Annotated in this window: 12 protein-coding genes; 7 read left to right on the top strand and 5 right to left on the bottom strand. The window is 59.1% G+C overall.

Going from position 1 to position 15,704, the window contains the following annotated elements:
* Positions 1–72 precede the first annotated feature (72 nt).
* The 3 genes from rpsT to SH664x_RS09600 all read left to right on the top strand — a co-directional run bounded on the left by rpsT (position 73) and on the right by SH664x_RS09600 (position 4,326).
* Positions 73–345 carry a 30S ribosomal protein S20 gene (rpsT, locus tag SH664x_RS09610; protein ID WP_437207011.1) on the top strand — a complete coding sequence of 91 codons (273 nt, stop codon included), beginning with the start codon at positions 73–75 and terminating at the stop codon, positions 343–345.
* A gap of 112 nt (positions 346–457) precedes the next feature.
* Positions 458–1,537, top strand: coding sequence for a class I SAM-dependent methyltransferase (locus SH664x_RS09605; RefSeq protein WP_437207009.1), 1,080 nt, complete (start codon positions 458–460; stop codon positions 1,535–1,537).
* A 239-nt stretch (positions 1,538–1,776) separates the two neighbouring features.
* Entirely contained in the window at positions 1,777–4,326 is a 2,550-nt protein-coding gene (locus tag SH664x_RS09600) for a phosphocholine-specific phospholipase C (RefSeq protein WP_437207007.1), read from the top strand.
* A gap of 315 nt (positions 4,327–4,641) precedes the next feature.
* Here SH664x_RS09600 and SH664x_RS09595 read toward each other — a convergent pair whose 3' ends face one another.
* Positions 4,642–5,052: a hypothetical protein gene (locus SH664x_RS09595; protein ID WP_437207005.1), complete on the bottom strand. Its 411-nt coding sequence runs from the start codon at positions 5,050–5,052 to the stop codon at positions 4,642–4,644.
* A 216-nt stretch (positions 5,053–5,268) separates the two neighbouring features.
* Positions 5,269–6,348: a DUF1559 family PulG-like putative transporter gene (locus SH664x_RS09590; RefSeq protein WP_437207003.1), complete on the bottom strand. Its 1,080-nt coding sequence runs from the start codon at positions 6,346–6,348 to the stop codon at positions 5,269–5,271.
* A gap of 358 nt (positions 6,349–6,706) precedes the next feature.
* On the opposite strand from SH664x_RS09590, the gene SH664x_RS09585 reads away from it, so the two are divergent.
* Both SH664x_RS09585 and SH664x_RS09580 read left to right on the top strand, forming a co-directional pair.
* Positions 6,707–7,288 (top strand): sigma-70 family RNA polymerase sigma factor, encoded by a 582-nt coding sequence (locus SH664x_RS09585; protein ID WP_437207001.1) that lies wholly within the window; start codon positions 6,707–6,709, stop codon positions 7,286–7,288.
* Positions 7,281–8,762 (top strand): FecR domain-containing protein, encoded by a 1,482-nt coding sequence (locus tag SH664x_RS09580; protein ID WP_437207000.1) that lies wholly within the window; start codon positions 7,281–7,283, stop codon positions 8,760–8,762. Before SH664x_RS09585 ends, SH664x_RS09580 begins: the two co-directional genes overlap by 8 nt.
* 117 nt (positions 8,763–8,879) lie before the next feature.
* On the opposite strand, the gene SH664x_RS09575 is transcribed toward SH664x_RS09580, so the two are convergent.
* Positions 8,880–10,001 carry an aminopeptidase gene (locus SH664x_RS09575; protein ID WP_437206999.1) on the bottom strand — a complete coding sequence of 374 codons (1,122 nt, stop codon included), beginning with the start codon at positions 9,999–10,001 and terminating at the stop codon, positions 8,880–8,882.
* Between the two features lie 58 nt (positions 10,002–10,059).
* Positions 10,060–10,800 (bottom strand): sugar phosphate isomerase/epimerase family protein, encoded by a 741-nt coding sequence (locus SH664x_RS09570; RefSeq protein ID WP_437206996.1) that lies wholly within the window; start codon positions 10,798–10,800, stop codon positions 10,060–10,062.
* A gap of 395 nt (positions 10,801–11,195) precedes the next feature.
* Here SH664x_RS09570 and SH664x_RS09565 point away from each other — a divergent pair, with 395 nt between their 5' ends.
* Positions 11,196–11,726, top strand: a complete 531-nt coding sequence (locus SH664x_RS09565; RefSeq protein ID WP_437206995.1) for a hypothetical protein — start codon at positions 11,196–11,198, stop codon at positions 11,724–11,726.
* A 156-nt stretch (positions 11,727–11,882) separates the two neighbouring features.
* On the top strand, positions 11,883–14,168 hold the full coding sequence (rnr, locus tag SH664x_RS09560; RefSeq protein WP_437206994.1) for a ribonuclease R: 2,286 nt from the start codon (positions 11,883–11,885) through the stop codon (positions 14,166–14,168).
* An 84-nt stretch (positions 14,169–14,252) separates the two neighbouring features.
* On the opposite strand, the gene SH664x_RS09555 is transcribed toward rnr, so the two are convergent.
* Positions 14,253–15,560 (bottom strand): glucose-1-phosphate adenylyltransferase, encoded by a 1,308-nt coding sequence (locus tag SH664x_RS09555; RefSeq protein WP_437206992.1) that lies wholly within the window; start codon positions 15,558–15,560, stop codon positions 14,253–14,255.
* Positions 15,561–15,704 lie beyond the last annotated feature (144 nt).

Here is a 15,704-nt window from a genome sequence, read left to right as displayed (position 1 = left end):
GTTTCGCTGCCGCGAGCACGGAGATTCTGTCGGTGGCGATTGTCCAGAAATCCTGAAGGCAACTGAAGATCCATGCCCAATACACCCAGCGCCAAAAAGGCCCTGCGTCAAAGCGCCAAGCGTCGTTTGCTCAATCGTCAGCAGCGTTCCACGCTCCGCACCGCCGTGAAGAAGGTGCGCACGCTCGCTGAGTCGACCGACCTCCAGGCTGCTCAGACGGCTTTGCAGGAAGCGACCAAGAAGCTCGACAAAGCCGCAGCCAAGCAGCTGATTCACAAGAACACCGCTGCTCGGACCAAATCGCGTCTGGCCCACCTGCTCGCTGAAAAAGCGAAGAAGGCCTGAGACTTCCTCTTCAGGGAGGAGATCAGGAGATCCTGCAGTCCGAATCTGAATCTGCAATGATCCTGTCATGGATGATTGACAACTTTTCAGCGGATTGGCGGGAGAATCTGGGATGTGTGTTGTCTGCCAATCGGCCCAGTTCGACTCCGCACGCGCGGACCAGTTCGCTGAGCGACTGCTGGGCATTCTGAATTCCGCCGGTCTGGCCTTGATGATTTCCATCGGCCACCGGCTTGGACTCTTCGACGCGCTGGGCCGTGGGGAAGCGTTGACATCCGCTGGTCTGGCGGAACGGCTGCAGCTGAATGAACGCTACGTCCGGGAGTGGCTGGGGGCTCTCACGACCGGTGGCATCGTCATTTACGATCCCGCGCAGCAGACGTACTCTCTGCCTGCCGAGCACGCCGCCTTTCTGGTCCGCTCACCTGGCTCACTGAACATCGCTGCGTCGATGCAGTTCATTCCGATCCTGGGCCAGGTGGAAGAGCAGATCCTGAACTGCTTCCGCAACGGCGGCGGAGTCCCCTACTCGGAGTTCCCCCGGTTTCATGAAGTCATGGCCGAGGAGAGTGAGAAAACCGTCGTCGTGGCACTGCTCGACCACATCTTGCCGCTGGTCCCTGGCATGATCGGCAGGCTGCAGGAAGGGATTGACGTCCTCGATGTCGGCTGCGGTTCCGGCTGGGCTCTGCTGAAGCTGGCAGCCGCCTATCCGGCGAGCCGTTTTGCCGGATACGATTTTTCAGCGGAGGCGATTGCCGCTGCCCAGTCGCTGGCCGATGCACGGGGCCTGAAGAACATTCGCTTCGAACAGCGCGATATCTCCCAGCTCGATGGGTCGCAGCAGTTCGATTTCATTACCTCTTTCGACGTCATTCATGACCAGGCGGAGCCGGCGGCGGTGCTGGCCTCGATCCGCCGGTCGCTGCGGGCCAATGGCCGCTATCTGATGCAGGACATCAAGGCCTCGAGCCACCTTGAAAAGAATCTGACGCACCCGCTGGGGCCCTATCTTTATACGATCTCCTGCATGCACTGCATGACGGTCTCGCTGGCCCTGAATGGCGCGGGGCTCGGGACGATGTGGGGTGAAGAACTGGCCATCCGGATGCTGCAGGAGGCGGGCTTTGAACTGCTGGGGGTGCATCAACTCCCGCACGATCTGGCCAATAGTTACTACGTCTCCCGCTGAAGTCGCTGCAGATGGCGGGACCTACTCCCTTTCCGAGGGGAGACGCTCAGGTGTGGCTTCAGTGCTCTCGTTCTGTGCTCATCCGGGAACGGAATCGGCTGCGAGATTCCCTCGGAACGAGCGGATCCGTTCGCTATCATAACTCTGCTCGGTCGCCACCATTTTGCCGCGCACGCGGAGTTCCCTTGATTGGCCTCCGGTTACGTTCTCCTTCTGTTCCAGGGCTCGCAGGTGCACTCATGCAAACCCGCCGTCACTTTCTCCAGAATATGGCCTTTCTGGCTGGTGCAGCCGGACTGCAAGGAAGTCTCCTCGCCGCGGTCCAGCGTGCCGCAGCGATCGAACCGGAGCAGGGATCTTCGTTTCTCGATGCGGAACACGTTGTGATCCTCATGCAGGAGAACCGTTCGTTTGACCATGCCTTCGGGAGTCTCCGTGGAGTTCGCGGCTTCAATGACCCCCGGGCCATCCGGCTGGCGGATGGCAATCCGGTCTTTGTGCAGACGAGCAAGGAAGGTGACCGTCATGTCCCCTTCGAACTCGACATGAAGCAGACCAAAGTGACGTGGATGGGCTCACTCCCCCATGGCTGGACCGATCAGGTCGACGCCGCCAACAAGGGGCTGCATGATCGCTGGCTCGATGTTAAGAAATCGAGCCGTAAGGACTATGCCTCGATTCCGCTGACCCTTGGCTACCACACCCGCAAAGATATTCCCTTTTATTATGCACTCGCGGATGCTTTTACGATCTGCGACCAGAATTTCTGCTCCACCCTGACGGGGACGATTCCCAACCGGCTGTATCTCTGGACGGGAACCAGCCGGACCGCCCAGACGGACGATGCCCAAATCATTGTGCGGAATGAAGACTGCGAATACCGGAAATGGGTGCAGTGGACGACGTTCCCGGAGCGACTGCAGGATGCCGGGATCTCCTGGAAGATTTACCAGAACGAACTCGACCTGCCGACGGGACTGTCGAGCGAAGAAGAGGGCTGGCTCTCGAACTATGGGGACAATCCGATTGAACATTTTTTGCAGTTCAAGAGCCGCTTCTATCCCCGTCATCGGCAATATCTGGAGAAGAGCAACCGAGCGCTGCCGGGGGAAATCGCCCTCCTGGAAGAGCAACTCGCCGGAAAGTCAGGAGAAGAAGCAGCGGCGCTGACCAAACAGCTCAACAAGTTGAAGCAGCGACTGGCGGATCAGCTCCAGGATATCAAGGAGTTTTCACAGATTGCCTATGACAAACTCTCGGAGCGTGAAAAGAGCCTGCACGCCCGCGCGTTTACGACAAACTCCGGCGATTCCCACTATCGCAGACTCGAAGAACTCTCCTATCGGGATGGAGCGGAAACCCGCCGACTCAACGTTCCCCGGGGAGATGTGCTGTATCAGTTCCGGAAGGATGTGGAACAGGGGGCCCTTCCGGGCGTCTCGTGGATCGTTCCTTCCGCCCGGTTTTCCGACCATCCATCCAATGCGTGGTTCGGGCAGTGGTACCTCTCCGAAGTCCTGAACATCCTGACGAGTAATCCCGACGTCTGGAAGAAGACGATTTTCATTCTGACCTACGACGAAAATGATGGGTACTTCGACCACATTCCGCCGTTTCAGGCGCCGCATCCCAATCGCCCGGAAACCGGCCGGAGTTCACCCGGGTTGAGCACGGCGTTCGAATATCTGGAGAGGGACGCCGATTTCAAATACAAGCCCAAGTCGAGCCTGCGGGACAACTCGATCGGTCTCGGTTTCCGCGTGCCGATGATTATCGCCTCTCCCTGGAGTCGGGGAGGCGCTGTCTGCTCGCAGGTCTTCGACCACACTTCGGTGCTGCGGTTGCTGGAGAAGATTGCCTCGCACCGCAGTGGACGTGAAGTCCGCGAGACGAATATCACGCCTTGGCGCCGCGCTATTTGTGGTGACCTGACGGCCGCGTTTCGCCCCAGTGCGGAAGGATCGCCCGGTCTCAATGATTTTCTCGTGCGGGATACCTACATCGAAGAGATCTACAACTCGAGGTTTAAAGGACTCCCCGCGGGCTATGATCCGTTGACCGATGCCGAAGTGGAACAAATCCGACAAGTTCCACAGGACTCCCGACTCCCCCGGCAGGAGCCCGACACCCGTGTCGCCTGCCCGCTCCCATACGAGCTTGCAGTCAACGGAGCGCTCAGCGAAAGCCGCAGCCAGTTTGTAATTCGCTTTGAAGCGCGTCAGGAGCGTTTCGGCGAACGTGCCGCCGGCTCCCCCTTCATCGTCTATGCCGTTACCAGCCGTGGCCTCAAGGTGAGATACTATGGGGTCGAGCCGGGAAGTGCTGTTGAAGACTCCTGGGATCTCAGCGATTTCCAGGATGGGCGTTATCACCTGCGCGTGCACGGTCCCAATGGCTACTATCGGGAGTTTCGCGGCAATGCGGGTGATCCGCTCGGCCAGGTGCAGTTCCACGAAGCGGTGCAGCGCTCCTCGACCCCGGTAGCGGGATTGGCGCAGCTTCAAATCAAACTTGATTCTCCATCAAACGAGACACCGTTGATCCTTGACGTGACGGACCTGTCCTACGGACACCCAGCGCAACAATGGAAATCGGGAGAGGAGAAGACCGGCATGATTTCGTTCGACACTCGTTCCTCGGGAGGTTGGTACGACATCCAGGTCACCAGCCCACAGCTTCCCGGATTCGTCAAACGTTACGCCGGGAAACTGGAAACCGGGGAGTGGACGACCAGCGATCCGCTGATGGCCGGGAAGGTCAGTGCGGCCTCCGTCGGCACGGACACCTGATCCTTGGGTGAAATCAGCAGGCCCGTTGTCAGGGAAATTCCGTCCCTGTGAGCGGAGGCCATCCTCCGGGCGTGAGATGTCGCTTGCCGCATCGGGATTGACTGTGGAATCAGCAAGCAGCCGAAAAAGAAATTGGACGTGCGATTGCAGCCCGTTTCTTCCCGGCTGCTCCGGCGTGCCCCTTTGGAAAGCTGCTGATTGACTGTCCGAACGGCGTCGGAAGCAATCAGCGAGTCATGACCGCGGCAAGTCAACCCGTGAATGGAAAGTGAATCTGGTTCGCTCGAACAGTGACTTACTCAGGCCGGCATCTGCTCACAGCTCGAGATTGATTTCTTCCTGTTCCACGGCGATCTCTTTCTCGAAGGTCAGCTTCTTCGCACGCAGGAACTTTTCATCTTCCATCGGCGTCATGTTGTCGGGATCCTTGATCCCCAGTGAATCGACGTCAACGACAGCGATATTCCACTTCGCGGGCCCACCTGCCACTTTGAAGGGGGCTGTGTATTGGCCGTTAATGACCTTCACATGCACCGTCCGGCCGCTGTTCGCATCTTCGGACGAAGGGTCGATGTGCATTTCCGCATAGCGGACCGGCTTGCCATCGAGAGTGACAGAGCCATGAACGTCATAAAACTTGAGCTTCTCGCCACCGCAACCAGACAGACACAGGGCGAGCAGGCCCCAGAGAAGGAACTGGCCGGCAGCCAATCGGACTTGGTTCATCAGGAAATTCATGGGATTCGACCTTCCGCGTGATTCGAAGTGATCCTCTGGAGAGGGGGTGCAGGGAGAGGCCGGAGCGTCGCTGTCGAGCCGGCCCCATCCCTGTTGCTGTCACCTCACCTCTGCCTCCGCAGCCCTGCCTCTACAACCAGCGTTTCGAGTGCCCGAAGGAATCGTTTCGCTTTCAGAGGCAGGGCAGACCTCGGTCAAAATGCCTTAGAACTCACCGGGAGTTCCACCATCCTGAATGGCGAGCAGCCGTTCAAACGTGGAATCGTAAGCACCGGTTGCGGTGCGGTGGTCGACGTTCTCGCTGATGAAGCGGACGGAACCATCGCAAAGGGCAAACTGTGAGCCGCCGGTGTGACGGGAGGTGAAGATGCCGGAAAGCCTTTCCGTTTCGTTATAGGGATAGTTAATCCCCCCTCCCCCGATCCCGAGGGCATGGGAAGCCCCGTGTCCTTCTGTGGGCCCCTTGATCGACTGGGTGTAGAACAAGGCTGCCGCGCTGGACTGCAGCTCGCGTCCCCCGGCATTGAAAGTCCAGGCGCGTTCCCCCAACAGAATTGAGTTCGATGTCCCGTCGGTAATCGAGCGGATATTCACGCGGGAGTTCACATTGAACGGTCCCTCTGTCCAGGCACCGACGTTCATTTGGTACCATCGATCCGCGCTGCAGCAAGTGAGGGCGTCTCGTCCCCGCCCCATGTTGCCCACATAATTCTGCAGGGCGAGAATGTCGTTGTACTGAGTGCCGGAGCTATCCACGAGTGCCCACTTAACCGTGCCATCCGGTTTGAACTTGCGGTTTTCGGTCTCGGAGGGCTTCGTGTCGGATGGGCAGAGGAATGCCGGAATCGGCTTGCTGATCACTTCCCGCACGGTGGCGCTCTTGATGGCGTCCATCGCATCGACGCTGTTCACGCCCAGCGTGTTAAAGACGGCGGTTTGCTCCATATAGGGGAGTACAAACGACGTCCAGGCATAGTCCGGCGCACCCCGCTTGGCACGGGGCCCACCCTTCTCGCTGCCAGAGGAGCCGCTGAAGCCCTCTGTTTCAACGTTGTAGGTTGTGGCGACGGCGACCAACCCCGGGGGGAAGGTTGCGAACGTGTCGTGATAGTTGTGCAGAGCCAGCGCCAGCTGCTTGAGATTGTTTTTGCATTGTGTGCGGCGGGCAGCCTCGCGGGCCTGCTGCACCGCTGGGAGTAAGAGGCCCACCAAGACACCGATGATCGCGATGACGACAAGCAACTCGATCAACGTAAATGCCCGACGCGTTGAGTACCGAGACATGCTGAATCTCCTCCGGAAGAGCGAAATGAGCAAGGGGAACGTGACAGCAGATCAAGCCATGAGGCTGTTCGGTCCAATCCGAATGGTGGGCCGATAAGTATCTTCCCATCGACTTTCTTGAATCTGTCGAGATATTTGCGAATCCCGATCTGTTTTTGGATTTTTCTCGTACACTCGAGGGAAACACCTGCGGTGCGCGCGGGAGATCAGACTCGGAACGGAGCTGAAGACCGAGCCAGAGGGACGGTGCGGCCACGCCAGAAACAAAAATTTCAATTCGGATGACAGATTTCGCCGGAATGACGGGAGAGAGATGGTCCAATTGAATGGTGGCGACCCGCCTGATGCGAACATCCCCATGTCAACGCACGAACCTCTGAGCCCGGTGTGCCCCAGGTCTGCTGAAGCGGGATCGGCCGCCCGACGGGACGAGCTCTTCATCAAAGAATTCACTGCAAGCCAACGTCAGCTTTATGCTTACGTGATGACTCAGGTCTCCGGCTGGGAAGCGGTGGATGAGATCTTCCAGCGCGTGTCGCTGGCTCTCTGGACCAAGCGGGAAAACTTCGACCCCGACCGGCCATTTGTCGCCTGGGCGGTCGGCTTCGCCAGAATGGAAGTTCAGAAGTATCTGGGTGAGCAGGGTCGGCGCATGCTGACGCTGACTGACGAAGCCCTGCAAGCGGTGGGAGCCTCTTTCGAACGTCAGGAGACGTTGCTGGAGGAGAGAGTTTGTGCGCTCGAAGCCTGCGTCGCCCGTCTGCCGGCCCGACAACAGCAGCTCTTGCGAAATTGCTATGCGTCATCGACACCGCTGCAGGACGTCGCTCGTGAAATCGGGATGACTCCGAACTCATTATATCTGCAGCTGAAACGGCTACGTGATTTACTCTGGAAATGTGTGACAGGCAAAGTCACAGCGGAGGCCAATCATGCCTGAGCGTGATTCTCCAGCCCTCGATGAGCCATTGCCGCAACTGGTCAATGCAATTCTGGATGACCGCGCCACCCCTTCCGACTGGCGGCAGCTGAGCGAAATCATTGTCCGCAGCACTGAGGCGTGTGACTATTTCACCACGCAGGTGGCGCTGCATGCCAAGTTGCGACAGGTTTCGACGAGGTATTCCGAAGCCCATCTGACGGAGGCCCTTCCGTCTCGTAAGAGTGGAGGCGACCGGGCGTCTGAGACGCCGGCCGGGGGGAGCCATCGTCGACGCCGTTGGTCACAGGCTGCAGCTGTCGTGGCCTGTCTGCTTTTCGCGGCCGTCGTGACCGGCAACTTGACGCTGACGGGAGTCAGCCCCGGCAGCCGCCTGGTCACATCGGCACCTCAGATTGGGGAAATGCACCTCGTTAACCATGAAGGTGACGCGACGGAGGCGCAGGTGGTCCGACGTATCCACCTCGGAGAGCGCGTGGTTGTGGAGAATCGGCAGGCGGAGATCCGGTTTCTGAATGGCATCCGGATGCGGCTGGCGGGACTGAGCGAAGTCACTCTCGAAGACGGCATGAATTGCGTGCTCCATCGTGGCAAAGCGTTCGTGACGGTTCCTGAAGGGGTTTCCGGGTTCCGCATTCGTGCGGCGGAGACGCAGATTACCGACTATGGAACGGAGTTCGGGGTCTCGATTGGAGATAACAATACTGCGGAAGTCGCCGTCGTGAAAGGAGTGGTGGGCGTCCGGCCCGATAAAGGGGGGACGGAAACCCAGCTGAAAACAGGTCAAGGGGTCCTGATTGAATCCGGCGTGCTCAAACGCCTTTACCTGGTGACGGATGCGAGCTTCCCGACAAAGCAGCAACTCCCCTCGCGGCAACCGCTCATCGTTGATGTCCGGGACAACATCCGCAGTGTCGATTCCCTGAATTACTATCGTGTCGCCGAGCGGGCTTTTGGAGAGGACGCCAAGATTTACGTCGACCGTCCACATGAGTTTAACGGAATGACGGAGGCCGGACTCCCTGCTTATCTTCTCGGCGCTGACTACCTGATGACCTTCAACGGCGACAAGCAGTTGGACCTGCGGCTGTCCATCACGCTCAGCCGGCCGGCCGATCTGTATCTGATTTTTGATGACCGCACGGCGCCCCCTTCCTGGCTGAAGAATGAATTCATTCTGATGCCCGAAGGGGTGGGGATTGACGAACAAACCGTGAGCACGGGACCCGAGCGACTCGGCGTGGGGCCAGGAGTCTCCGTCGATCGTCAACTCTCTCTCTGGAAGCGTTCAATCCCTCAGCCGGGGACAGTTGAGCTCGGATCAGTGAATGCGTATTCCGATTCTTCGCTGATGTATGCGATCGTCGTGGTTCCTCACGATCAACAATCATCCGCGCAACAATCACCCGCGGGAGAACATCGGGTTTCAGCACACACGGACGTCACTCCCCCGCAGGAGCTGACAAACCCGTAATCCGGGATTCCCTGCCTGTTCGCGGATTTCCTGCTCTTCTGCGGAAGTGGACGGCTGCGGTCAGCGCGGACGAAGCAACAAGGTCCCGTTCAAGAACCGAAACCTCCCGCGGGTCGGTCAGGCGTCGAGGCCCACGTTGAGCGGCACCAGGTCTTCAGGAAGAAAGCGGCCATCTTTGCGAACCAGTTCACCATCGAACCAGACCTCGCCTCCCCCATACGCGGGGGTCTGGATCAGCACCAGATCCCAGTGGACCTGGCTGCGGTTGCCGTTGTCTGCCGTGGCATAAGCATTTCCCGGGGTGAAATGCAGCGACCCGCCGATCTTCTCGTCGAACAGCGTGTCGAGCATCGGCCGCTTGACGTTGTTGTTGCATCCCAGCGACCACTCGCCGATGTAGCGGGCCCCTTCATCGGCATCGAGAATCTCGTTGAGGCGCCGAGTCTCGCCCTGGCAGGTGGCATTCACGATCTTGCCGTTCTTGAACTCGAAGCAGACCCGCTCGAAGATGACTCCCTGATACCGCGACGGCGCGTTATAGGTGATAATGCCGTTCACACTGTCCCGCACCGGGGCAGTGAAGACTTCACCGTCAGGGATATTGCGCCGGCCATTGCAGGTGACGACCGGAATGTCCTTGACGGAAAACTGGAGATCGGTGTCGGGTGACTTGATGTGGATGCGATCCGCCGCTTCCATCCGGCGCTTGAGGGGCTCCTGATTCTGAGCCATCAACTTATAGTCGGCGGTGCAGACCTCGAAGTAAAAGTCTTCGAACGCGGCGGTGCTCATTCGGGCGGCCTGTGCGAACGAAGCGGTGGGATAGCGGAGCACAACCCACTTGGTCTTCGCCACCCGCAGGTTAATGTGGACCGGTTGCCAGATGCAGGACTGGACCAGATCCAGCTGCGAGCCGGGGACGTCCGACAGCTCTTCACTGTTGGACGTGCCACGGATGCCAATGTAGGCATCCATCTTTGCCATGGCGGCTGCTTCGAGTTCGCCCGTCAGTTGCAGCGCTTCCCGCGTGGCCGACTGGTACAGCGACCGCAGAATCGTATTGTTCTTCCAGGAGACGAACGCCTGGGCTCCCGCGGCAGCCGCCTTTTCCACCAGTCTGCAGACGAGATCCGGTTCCGGCAGATCGAAGGCCTCGATCAGCACCCGCTCTCCCGCCTTGAGGGCGCAACTGTGAGAAATCAGGAGATCGGCCAACCGCTCAATCCGTGGGTCTTTCACGCGTCTGCTTTCCAACCGGTTTCAGTGGCAGATGCCTGTGGAAGGGACTTCATTCGGCTTACAGCAAGGAGTCGATGAGCATTCTCAACTTCCGCAGCTCAAGCGGACGTTGATCCAGCGGCATCAACTCGGGGAGGATCTCGACGGAGAGAGCTCGCGTGTAGCGACGACGTTCCAGCTGCGTGATGAGTTTGCTGTAGTCGACCTCCCCCAGTCCGACCTGAACCTGCAACTGTTCCCGCGTGGAATCACGTAGATGCACGTGTAAGGTGTAGGGCGAAACCAGATCGAGAATGGCGTCGACGGTTTTTTCGTCGAGGAAATAACTGGGATCGAAGGCCAACCCGAGTTTTTCCACAGCTTGGCAGAGTTCGACGGCTGTGTGCGGGTCACCCGAAAGCCGTCCGGCCTGAGTTTTAATGGCGACACGAATCCCGTCGGTCAAAGCAAACTTGACCAGATCGCGGAGGCGGTCAATTTCCGAATTGAATGGTGTCCCCAGCGGTGACGAGGGGAGCACGATCTGGGTGATGCGCAGGGACTTCGCGACGCGACACAGTCCCTGAAACGAGGCCCGATCCAGGTCGTGAGCCAGAGTAAAGGCGACGGGCGAAAGTCGGGTCTGTTCCCGGATGCGGGCGGTAAAATCATCCGGATTTGTCAGAATCTCTTCTGGTTTCAGGGCTCCGTTTTCGTCAATCCAGAGCTCAACCTTATCGAACTCAAGGTCGATGATCTGATTCAGAGCTTCCCAGAAATCCAGTTCGGCAAAACACCTGGTTGAAGCGGCAACAAACACGCGCACACTCCCTGCTTGCATTCTCGAATCGGCTCACAGAACCGCCCCGGGAGGAGCGGACTTACCGTAATCCATAACGGTCAAACTGCGTGAAAGACGCCGTCGCCGTACTCTATTCCGACTGGGCGAATCCTGCAAGATCGTCGAATTTTTCCGAAGGGGCCGAATTATCGTTTCTCACGGATTGTTCGCATTTTGTCGTGCAAAATGCCGATAACGAACGACAGGGAATCCGCAGAGCCCCACAGGGGGGGGACGAGCGGTTGACGGAAGCGTATCGGGTGATGCGTTCCGCAGGGGGATGAAGGGGCGGCGATGTCCGCAGCGGTCGCATACCGCCTGTTCGGGCCGAGGCTCCGGGCAGTCCACCGCACAGGGACTTTGGGGACAAAGACATGACGCGATTGAATTTACACATGCTGACCGCGTGCCTGCTGGCCTCTTTCAGCGCTGCCGGCTGTACTTCGATGAATACTGTCGCCCGTGGCCAGAACCCGGAACTGGTCCCCAGTGCCGGCGTGACCTACAGCCATGGCCATCAGCCGATTCGGGCCGTGGTGGATGAAGCGGTCGACTGCTATCACGAGCATCACAATACAACCACAACCTACCACAATGGAAACGTCGGTCAGTACGCACCGGCACGCGGTGGTCAAGCCTGTCCTCCGGGTGGGGCGGGTGCAGCAGGTGGTGAATATTACGGCAACTGCCCCCACGGAAATTGCCCCAACAATGGGGGCTGCCCGCACGGCTGCCGGAGCTGCGGCAACGGCAACGATCTGAACTGGTATCCCAAGCACGGCTATTCGTACTCTTACAAGCGTCCCAATGACCTGGTCTATCCGGCTCAGGGAGCGGTCGGCGGAGCGGTCGTTTATCCGTACTACACCCACAAGGGCCCCAGCGATTTCTTCCGCAAGGAATGATCAAACGGGCTTCCCGAACTTCGAAAACTCGCACACCCGGCCATTTCTGGTCGGGTGTGTTTGCATTGACGCGACCTGATAAGCTTGAACGAAGCTGTTGCCTCGCCTGTCGGGGCTTGGCCATCCCGGCAGTGAACTCTTGCTCGTGGAGTCTTCATGTCCCGTCTGCGATCCGAAATCGCCAAGTTCGTCCAGGCCCCTGCCTATCAGGCGATGAAGCCGAAGGTGCTGGCGAAAAAACTGGGCGTCACCAAAAAGAAGATGCCCGCGTTCGAGGAAGCATTGCAGGGGGCGATTGCAGCCGGGGACATTCGACTGACCACCTCCGGGCGGATTCAGGCCCGGCGACCCGCGGATGTGTATCTCGGAATCCTGCGAAAGATTTCCAGTGGCGATGGCTTCGTCATCCTGCATGACCCCAAGCCGACGGACCTCCCGGGAGACGTTTTCGTCGATCGAAACGATCTGCGTGATGCCCAGAGCGGCGATGAAGTGCAGATCAAGTTGACCAAACGCCGCCGGGCGGGGGGACAGCGTTGCGGGTACGTCGTGGAGGTTGTCGAGCGGGCGACAAACGTTTTTGTCGGCACCTACTTCGAAGAAGGGGACCAGGGCTGGGTCCGGATCGACGGCAAAGATTATCGCGAACCGATCTCCGTGGGTGATCCCGGGGCGAAAGGGGCTCAGGACGGCGACAAGGTCGTGGTGGAAATGCTGCGGTTTCCCGCCGTCGGGCAGGTTGGCGAGGGGGTTCTGACAAAAGTCCTCGGGCCCCGCGGTGAACCGGGCGTCGACACCCAGATGATCATCCACGAGTTCGGGATTCCGGACGAGTTTCCCGAGCCGGTTCTCGCGGCAGCCCGACTGGAAGCGGAAAACTTCCGCGAGGAGATTGAAGAGGGGCGTGAAGACCTGACGGGGATGCTGATAGTGACGATCGATCCCGTCGATGCCCGCGACTTTGATGATGCCATCTCGCTGGAACGCTGGGCTAACGGACACTGGCATCTGGGGGTTCACATTGCGGACGTTTCGCATTTTGTGCAACCGGGAACCGAGCTGGATCGCGAGGCACAGAAGCGGGGAAACAGCGTCTATCTGCCGAGCAAAGTGATCCCCATGCTGCCGGAGATCATCTCGAACGGTCTGGCCTCTCTGCAGCAGGATCGGCTTCGCTACACGATGTCCGCCTTTATGGAATTCTCCGCGGAAGGGATTCCGATCTCGTCCCGTTTCGCCCGATCGGCGATCAGGGTGAATCGCCGCTTTGCCTATGAAGAGGTGATGCCGATCGTGACTGCCTCACAGGCGAACGATGGGAAAGCTGTGCAGACCGCCGCAGGAAAATCAGTGCCGGCCAAAATTCGCAAGCTGCTCTGCGACATGCACGAACTGGCGATGATTCTGCGACGACGGCGTTTCGCTCACGGGGCACTCGAACTGGATATGCCCGAGGTGAAGCTCGATCTTGACAAGGAAGGGAAAGTGACCGGGGCTCATGAGACGGTGCACGATGAAAGTCATCAGATCATTGAGGAATTCATGCTGGCCGCCAATGTCGCCGTAGCGGTGGAGTTGAATGATCGGGGGCAAGCCCTGATGCGACGCGTACATGGTGAGCCCGCATTGCAGAAACTGACGGCACTGGCCGCGTTTGCCGCCATTCTCGGCTACCCGATGAAGAAGGTGCAGAGTCGCCGCGATCTGCAGCAGCTCCTGGAGCGGGTCAAAGGCCAGCCGGAAGAACACCCCATCAACTTTGCCTTGCTGAGGAGCCTGAAGCAGGCCGAGTATTCGCCGGTGGTCCTTGGTCATTACGCGTTGGCGGAAGAGCACTACTGCCACTTCACCAGTCCCATTCGACGCTATCCCGATCTGCTGATTCACCGCCAGATGCTGTCGTTACTGACGGGCAACAAGGCAGCGGCCGGCCCGGGGATGGAAGAACTGCTGCGGCTGGGACGACACTGCTCGACCACGGAACGCCGCGCAGAACGGGCAGAGCGGGAGTTGACGAAAATCAAACTGCTGTCGTATCTGGAATCACGGGTGGGCGAACAGATGCACGCCACCATCACGGGCGTGGACCGGTTCGGTTTCTTCTGCAGGGGTGTCGAGATTCCGGCGGAAGGGCTCGTCCATATCAGCGCTCTTCCCAAGCACGATTACGACTTCGACCGGACAGCGATGGCGCTGATCTCCCGCAGCACCGGGCATCAGTTTCGGCTGGGAGATCAGGTGAAGGTGGAAGTCGCGCATGTCGATGTCGATCGACGAGAGCTGAACTTCCAGCTGGTCACCGCCAGTTCGCGCTCAAAATCCCGGGGGCGCGAGAACGGCGAGGGAGATCATCGTCGGGCCGATGCGCCCCGGGGAAGAACTTCTCGCAAATCGAAGAGTTCCAAACCGAAGCCGTCCCGTTCCCGACGGCATCGCCGGTAATCAGTCTGGGCGTTCCCCTCGCGGAAGCAAGCGTTTCAGCATACGGATCGCTTGCTGCGCGGGGGCTGAAAAGAGCAACCTGCGCTAAAACTGGCAGGGTTCAATCTTGTCCATCTTCCACCCGTCGGGCAGAACCGCATCGCGGGGAATGACGATCACTCCGTCACGAACGACGATCGGCCCGCAGCGGCCGTCCGGTGGGTTGGCCAAAGGCGAACGGACCACGACGTTACGGCCAATGCGGGCATTTTTGTCGACGATGGCTCCTTCGATTGTGGAGCCGGCGCCGATCCCGAGCGGCGGGGCGGTGGGATCAGCGTGCGTGGCCCGTTTGTCTCCCTGATAGAAATCAGCTCCCATCAGGACGGAGTGGCGAATGGTGGCGTTTTCGCCAATCACGCTGCGCAGGCCGACGAGGCTATTGTCGACCACGACCCCGGGTTCGAGGACGCATCCATCCGAGAGAAGGCTATTTGTCACCTGAGCGCCATCGATCCGGGTCGGCGGCAACCAGCGGGGCCGGGTGAAAATCGGTGCTGTCGGACAATCGAGCTTGAACGGGGGATTCGCGAGACGCAGATCGAGATTGGCCTCGTAGAAGGCCTTGATCGTTCCGATGTCTTCCCAGTATCCGTCAAACAGGTGCACCTGCACATGCTTGGCGCGGATCGAGGCGGGAAACACCTCTTTACCGAAGTCCTGATAGTTCGTCTTGTCCAGCGATTCCACAAGGACATCGCGGTTGAACAGGTAAATACCCATGCTGGCCAGGTAATTCCGGCCGCCGCTGGGAACCCCCTGCGCCTCGATCCAGGCCGGATCGGTTTCGAACTGGGCGAGTTCCTTGGAGGTCTTCGGCTTCTCCAGAAAGCCATTCACACGGCCGTTTTCCCCCAGCCGCATGATCCCGAATGATCCCGCCTTTTCCTGGGAAATGGGCAGGGCGGCAATGGTCACATCGGCCTGATGGTCGAGATGCGTCTGCAGCATCTTGTCGAAGTCCATCCGGTACAGCTGGTCACCCGAGAGGATCAAGACGTAATCGACGCCGGGCTGCTGCAGATAGCGGAGCTGTTTGCGAACGGCATCGGCTGTCCCCTGATACCAGTCCGCGCCGTCATTTGTCTGCTGCGCGGCCAGAATCTCGACAAATCCCCCGAAGAAAGGATCGAAATTGTAGGTCTGTCGGATGTGTCGGTGGAGGCTGACCGAATTGAACTGGGTCAGCAGGTAAATCCGGCGGATTCCACTGTTGATGCAGTTGGAGATGGGAATATCAATGAGCCGGTACTTACAGCCCAGCGGGACAGCCGGTTTCGACCGCTCGGCGGTAAGCGGGACCAGACGAGTCCCTTTCCCCCCTCCCAGAATGAAACAGACAATATTATTCATGATCCGGCTCGTGTGCTGGTCGCGGAGGCTGACAAAATCCGAACGGTTGCCGAACTGGTTCAGCGCGGGAATGGATCGGTCGGGGTCAGGCCAGGGTGTCTCGAAAAATTTCTTCGCTCGGGTGATTCTGTCGAACCCCCGTCG

The organism is Planctomicrobium aquicomposti (assembly GCF_051466325.1).
GTDB lineage: Bacteria > Planctomycetota > Planctomycetia > Planctomycetales > Planctomycetaceae > Planctomicrobium.
Note: the sequence above shows the minus strand (reverse complement) of the source record. Positions and strands in the feature narration are given on the sequence as shown.

Bases quoted from the DNA above. Each gene is read 5' to 3' on its own strand.
- rpsT (WP_437207011.1), top strand. From the start codon at position 73: ATGCCCAATACACCCAGCGCCAAAAAGGCCCTGCGTCAAAGCGCCAAG.
- SH664x_RS09605 (WP_437207009.1), top strand. From the start codon at position 458: ATGTGTGTTGTCTGCCAATCGGCCCAGTTCGACTCCGCACGCGCGGAC.
- SH664x_RS09600 (WP_437207007.1), top strand. From the start codon at position 1,777: ATGCAAACCCGCCGTCACTTTCTCCAGAATATGGCCTTTCTGGCTGGT.
- SH664x_RS09595 (WP_437207005.1), bottom strand. From the start codon at position 5,052: ATGAACCAAGTCCGATTGGCTGCCGGCCAGTTCCTTCTCTGGGGCCTG.
- SH664x_RS09590 (WP_437207003.1), bottom strand. From the start codon at position 6,348: ATGTCTCGGTACTCAACGCGTCGGGCATTTACGTTGATCGAGTTGCTT.
- SH664x_RS09585 (WP_437207001.1), top strand. From the start codon at position 6,707: ATGTCAACGCACGAACCTCTGAGCCCGGTGTGCCCCAGGTCTGCTGAA.
- SH664x_RS09580 (WP_437207000.1), top strand. From the start codon at position 7,281: ATGCCTGAGCGTGATTCTCCAGCCCTCGATGAGCCATTGCCGCAACTG.
- SH664x_RS09565 (WP_437206995.1), top strand. From the start codon at position 11,196: ATGACGCGATTGAATTTACACATGCTGACCGCGTGCCTGCTGGCCTCT.
- rnr (WP_437206994.1), top strand. From the start codon at position 11,883: ATGTCCCGTCTGCGATCCGAAATCGCCAAGTTCGTCCAGGCCCCTGCC.
- SH664x_RS09555 (WP_437206992.1), bottom strand. From the start codon at position 15,560: ATGAATAATATTGTCTGTTTCATTCTGGGAGGGGGGAAAGGGACTCGT.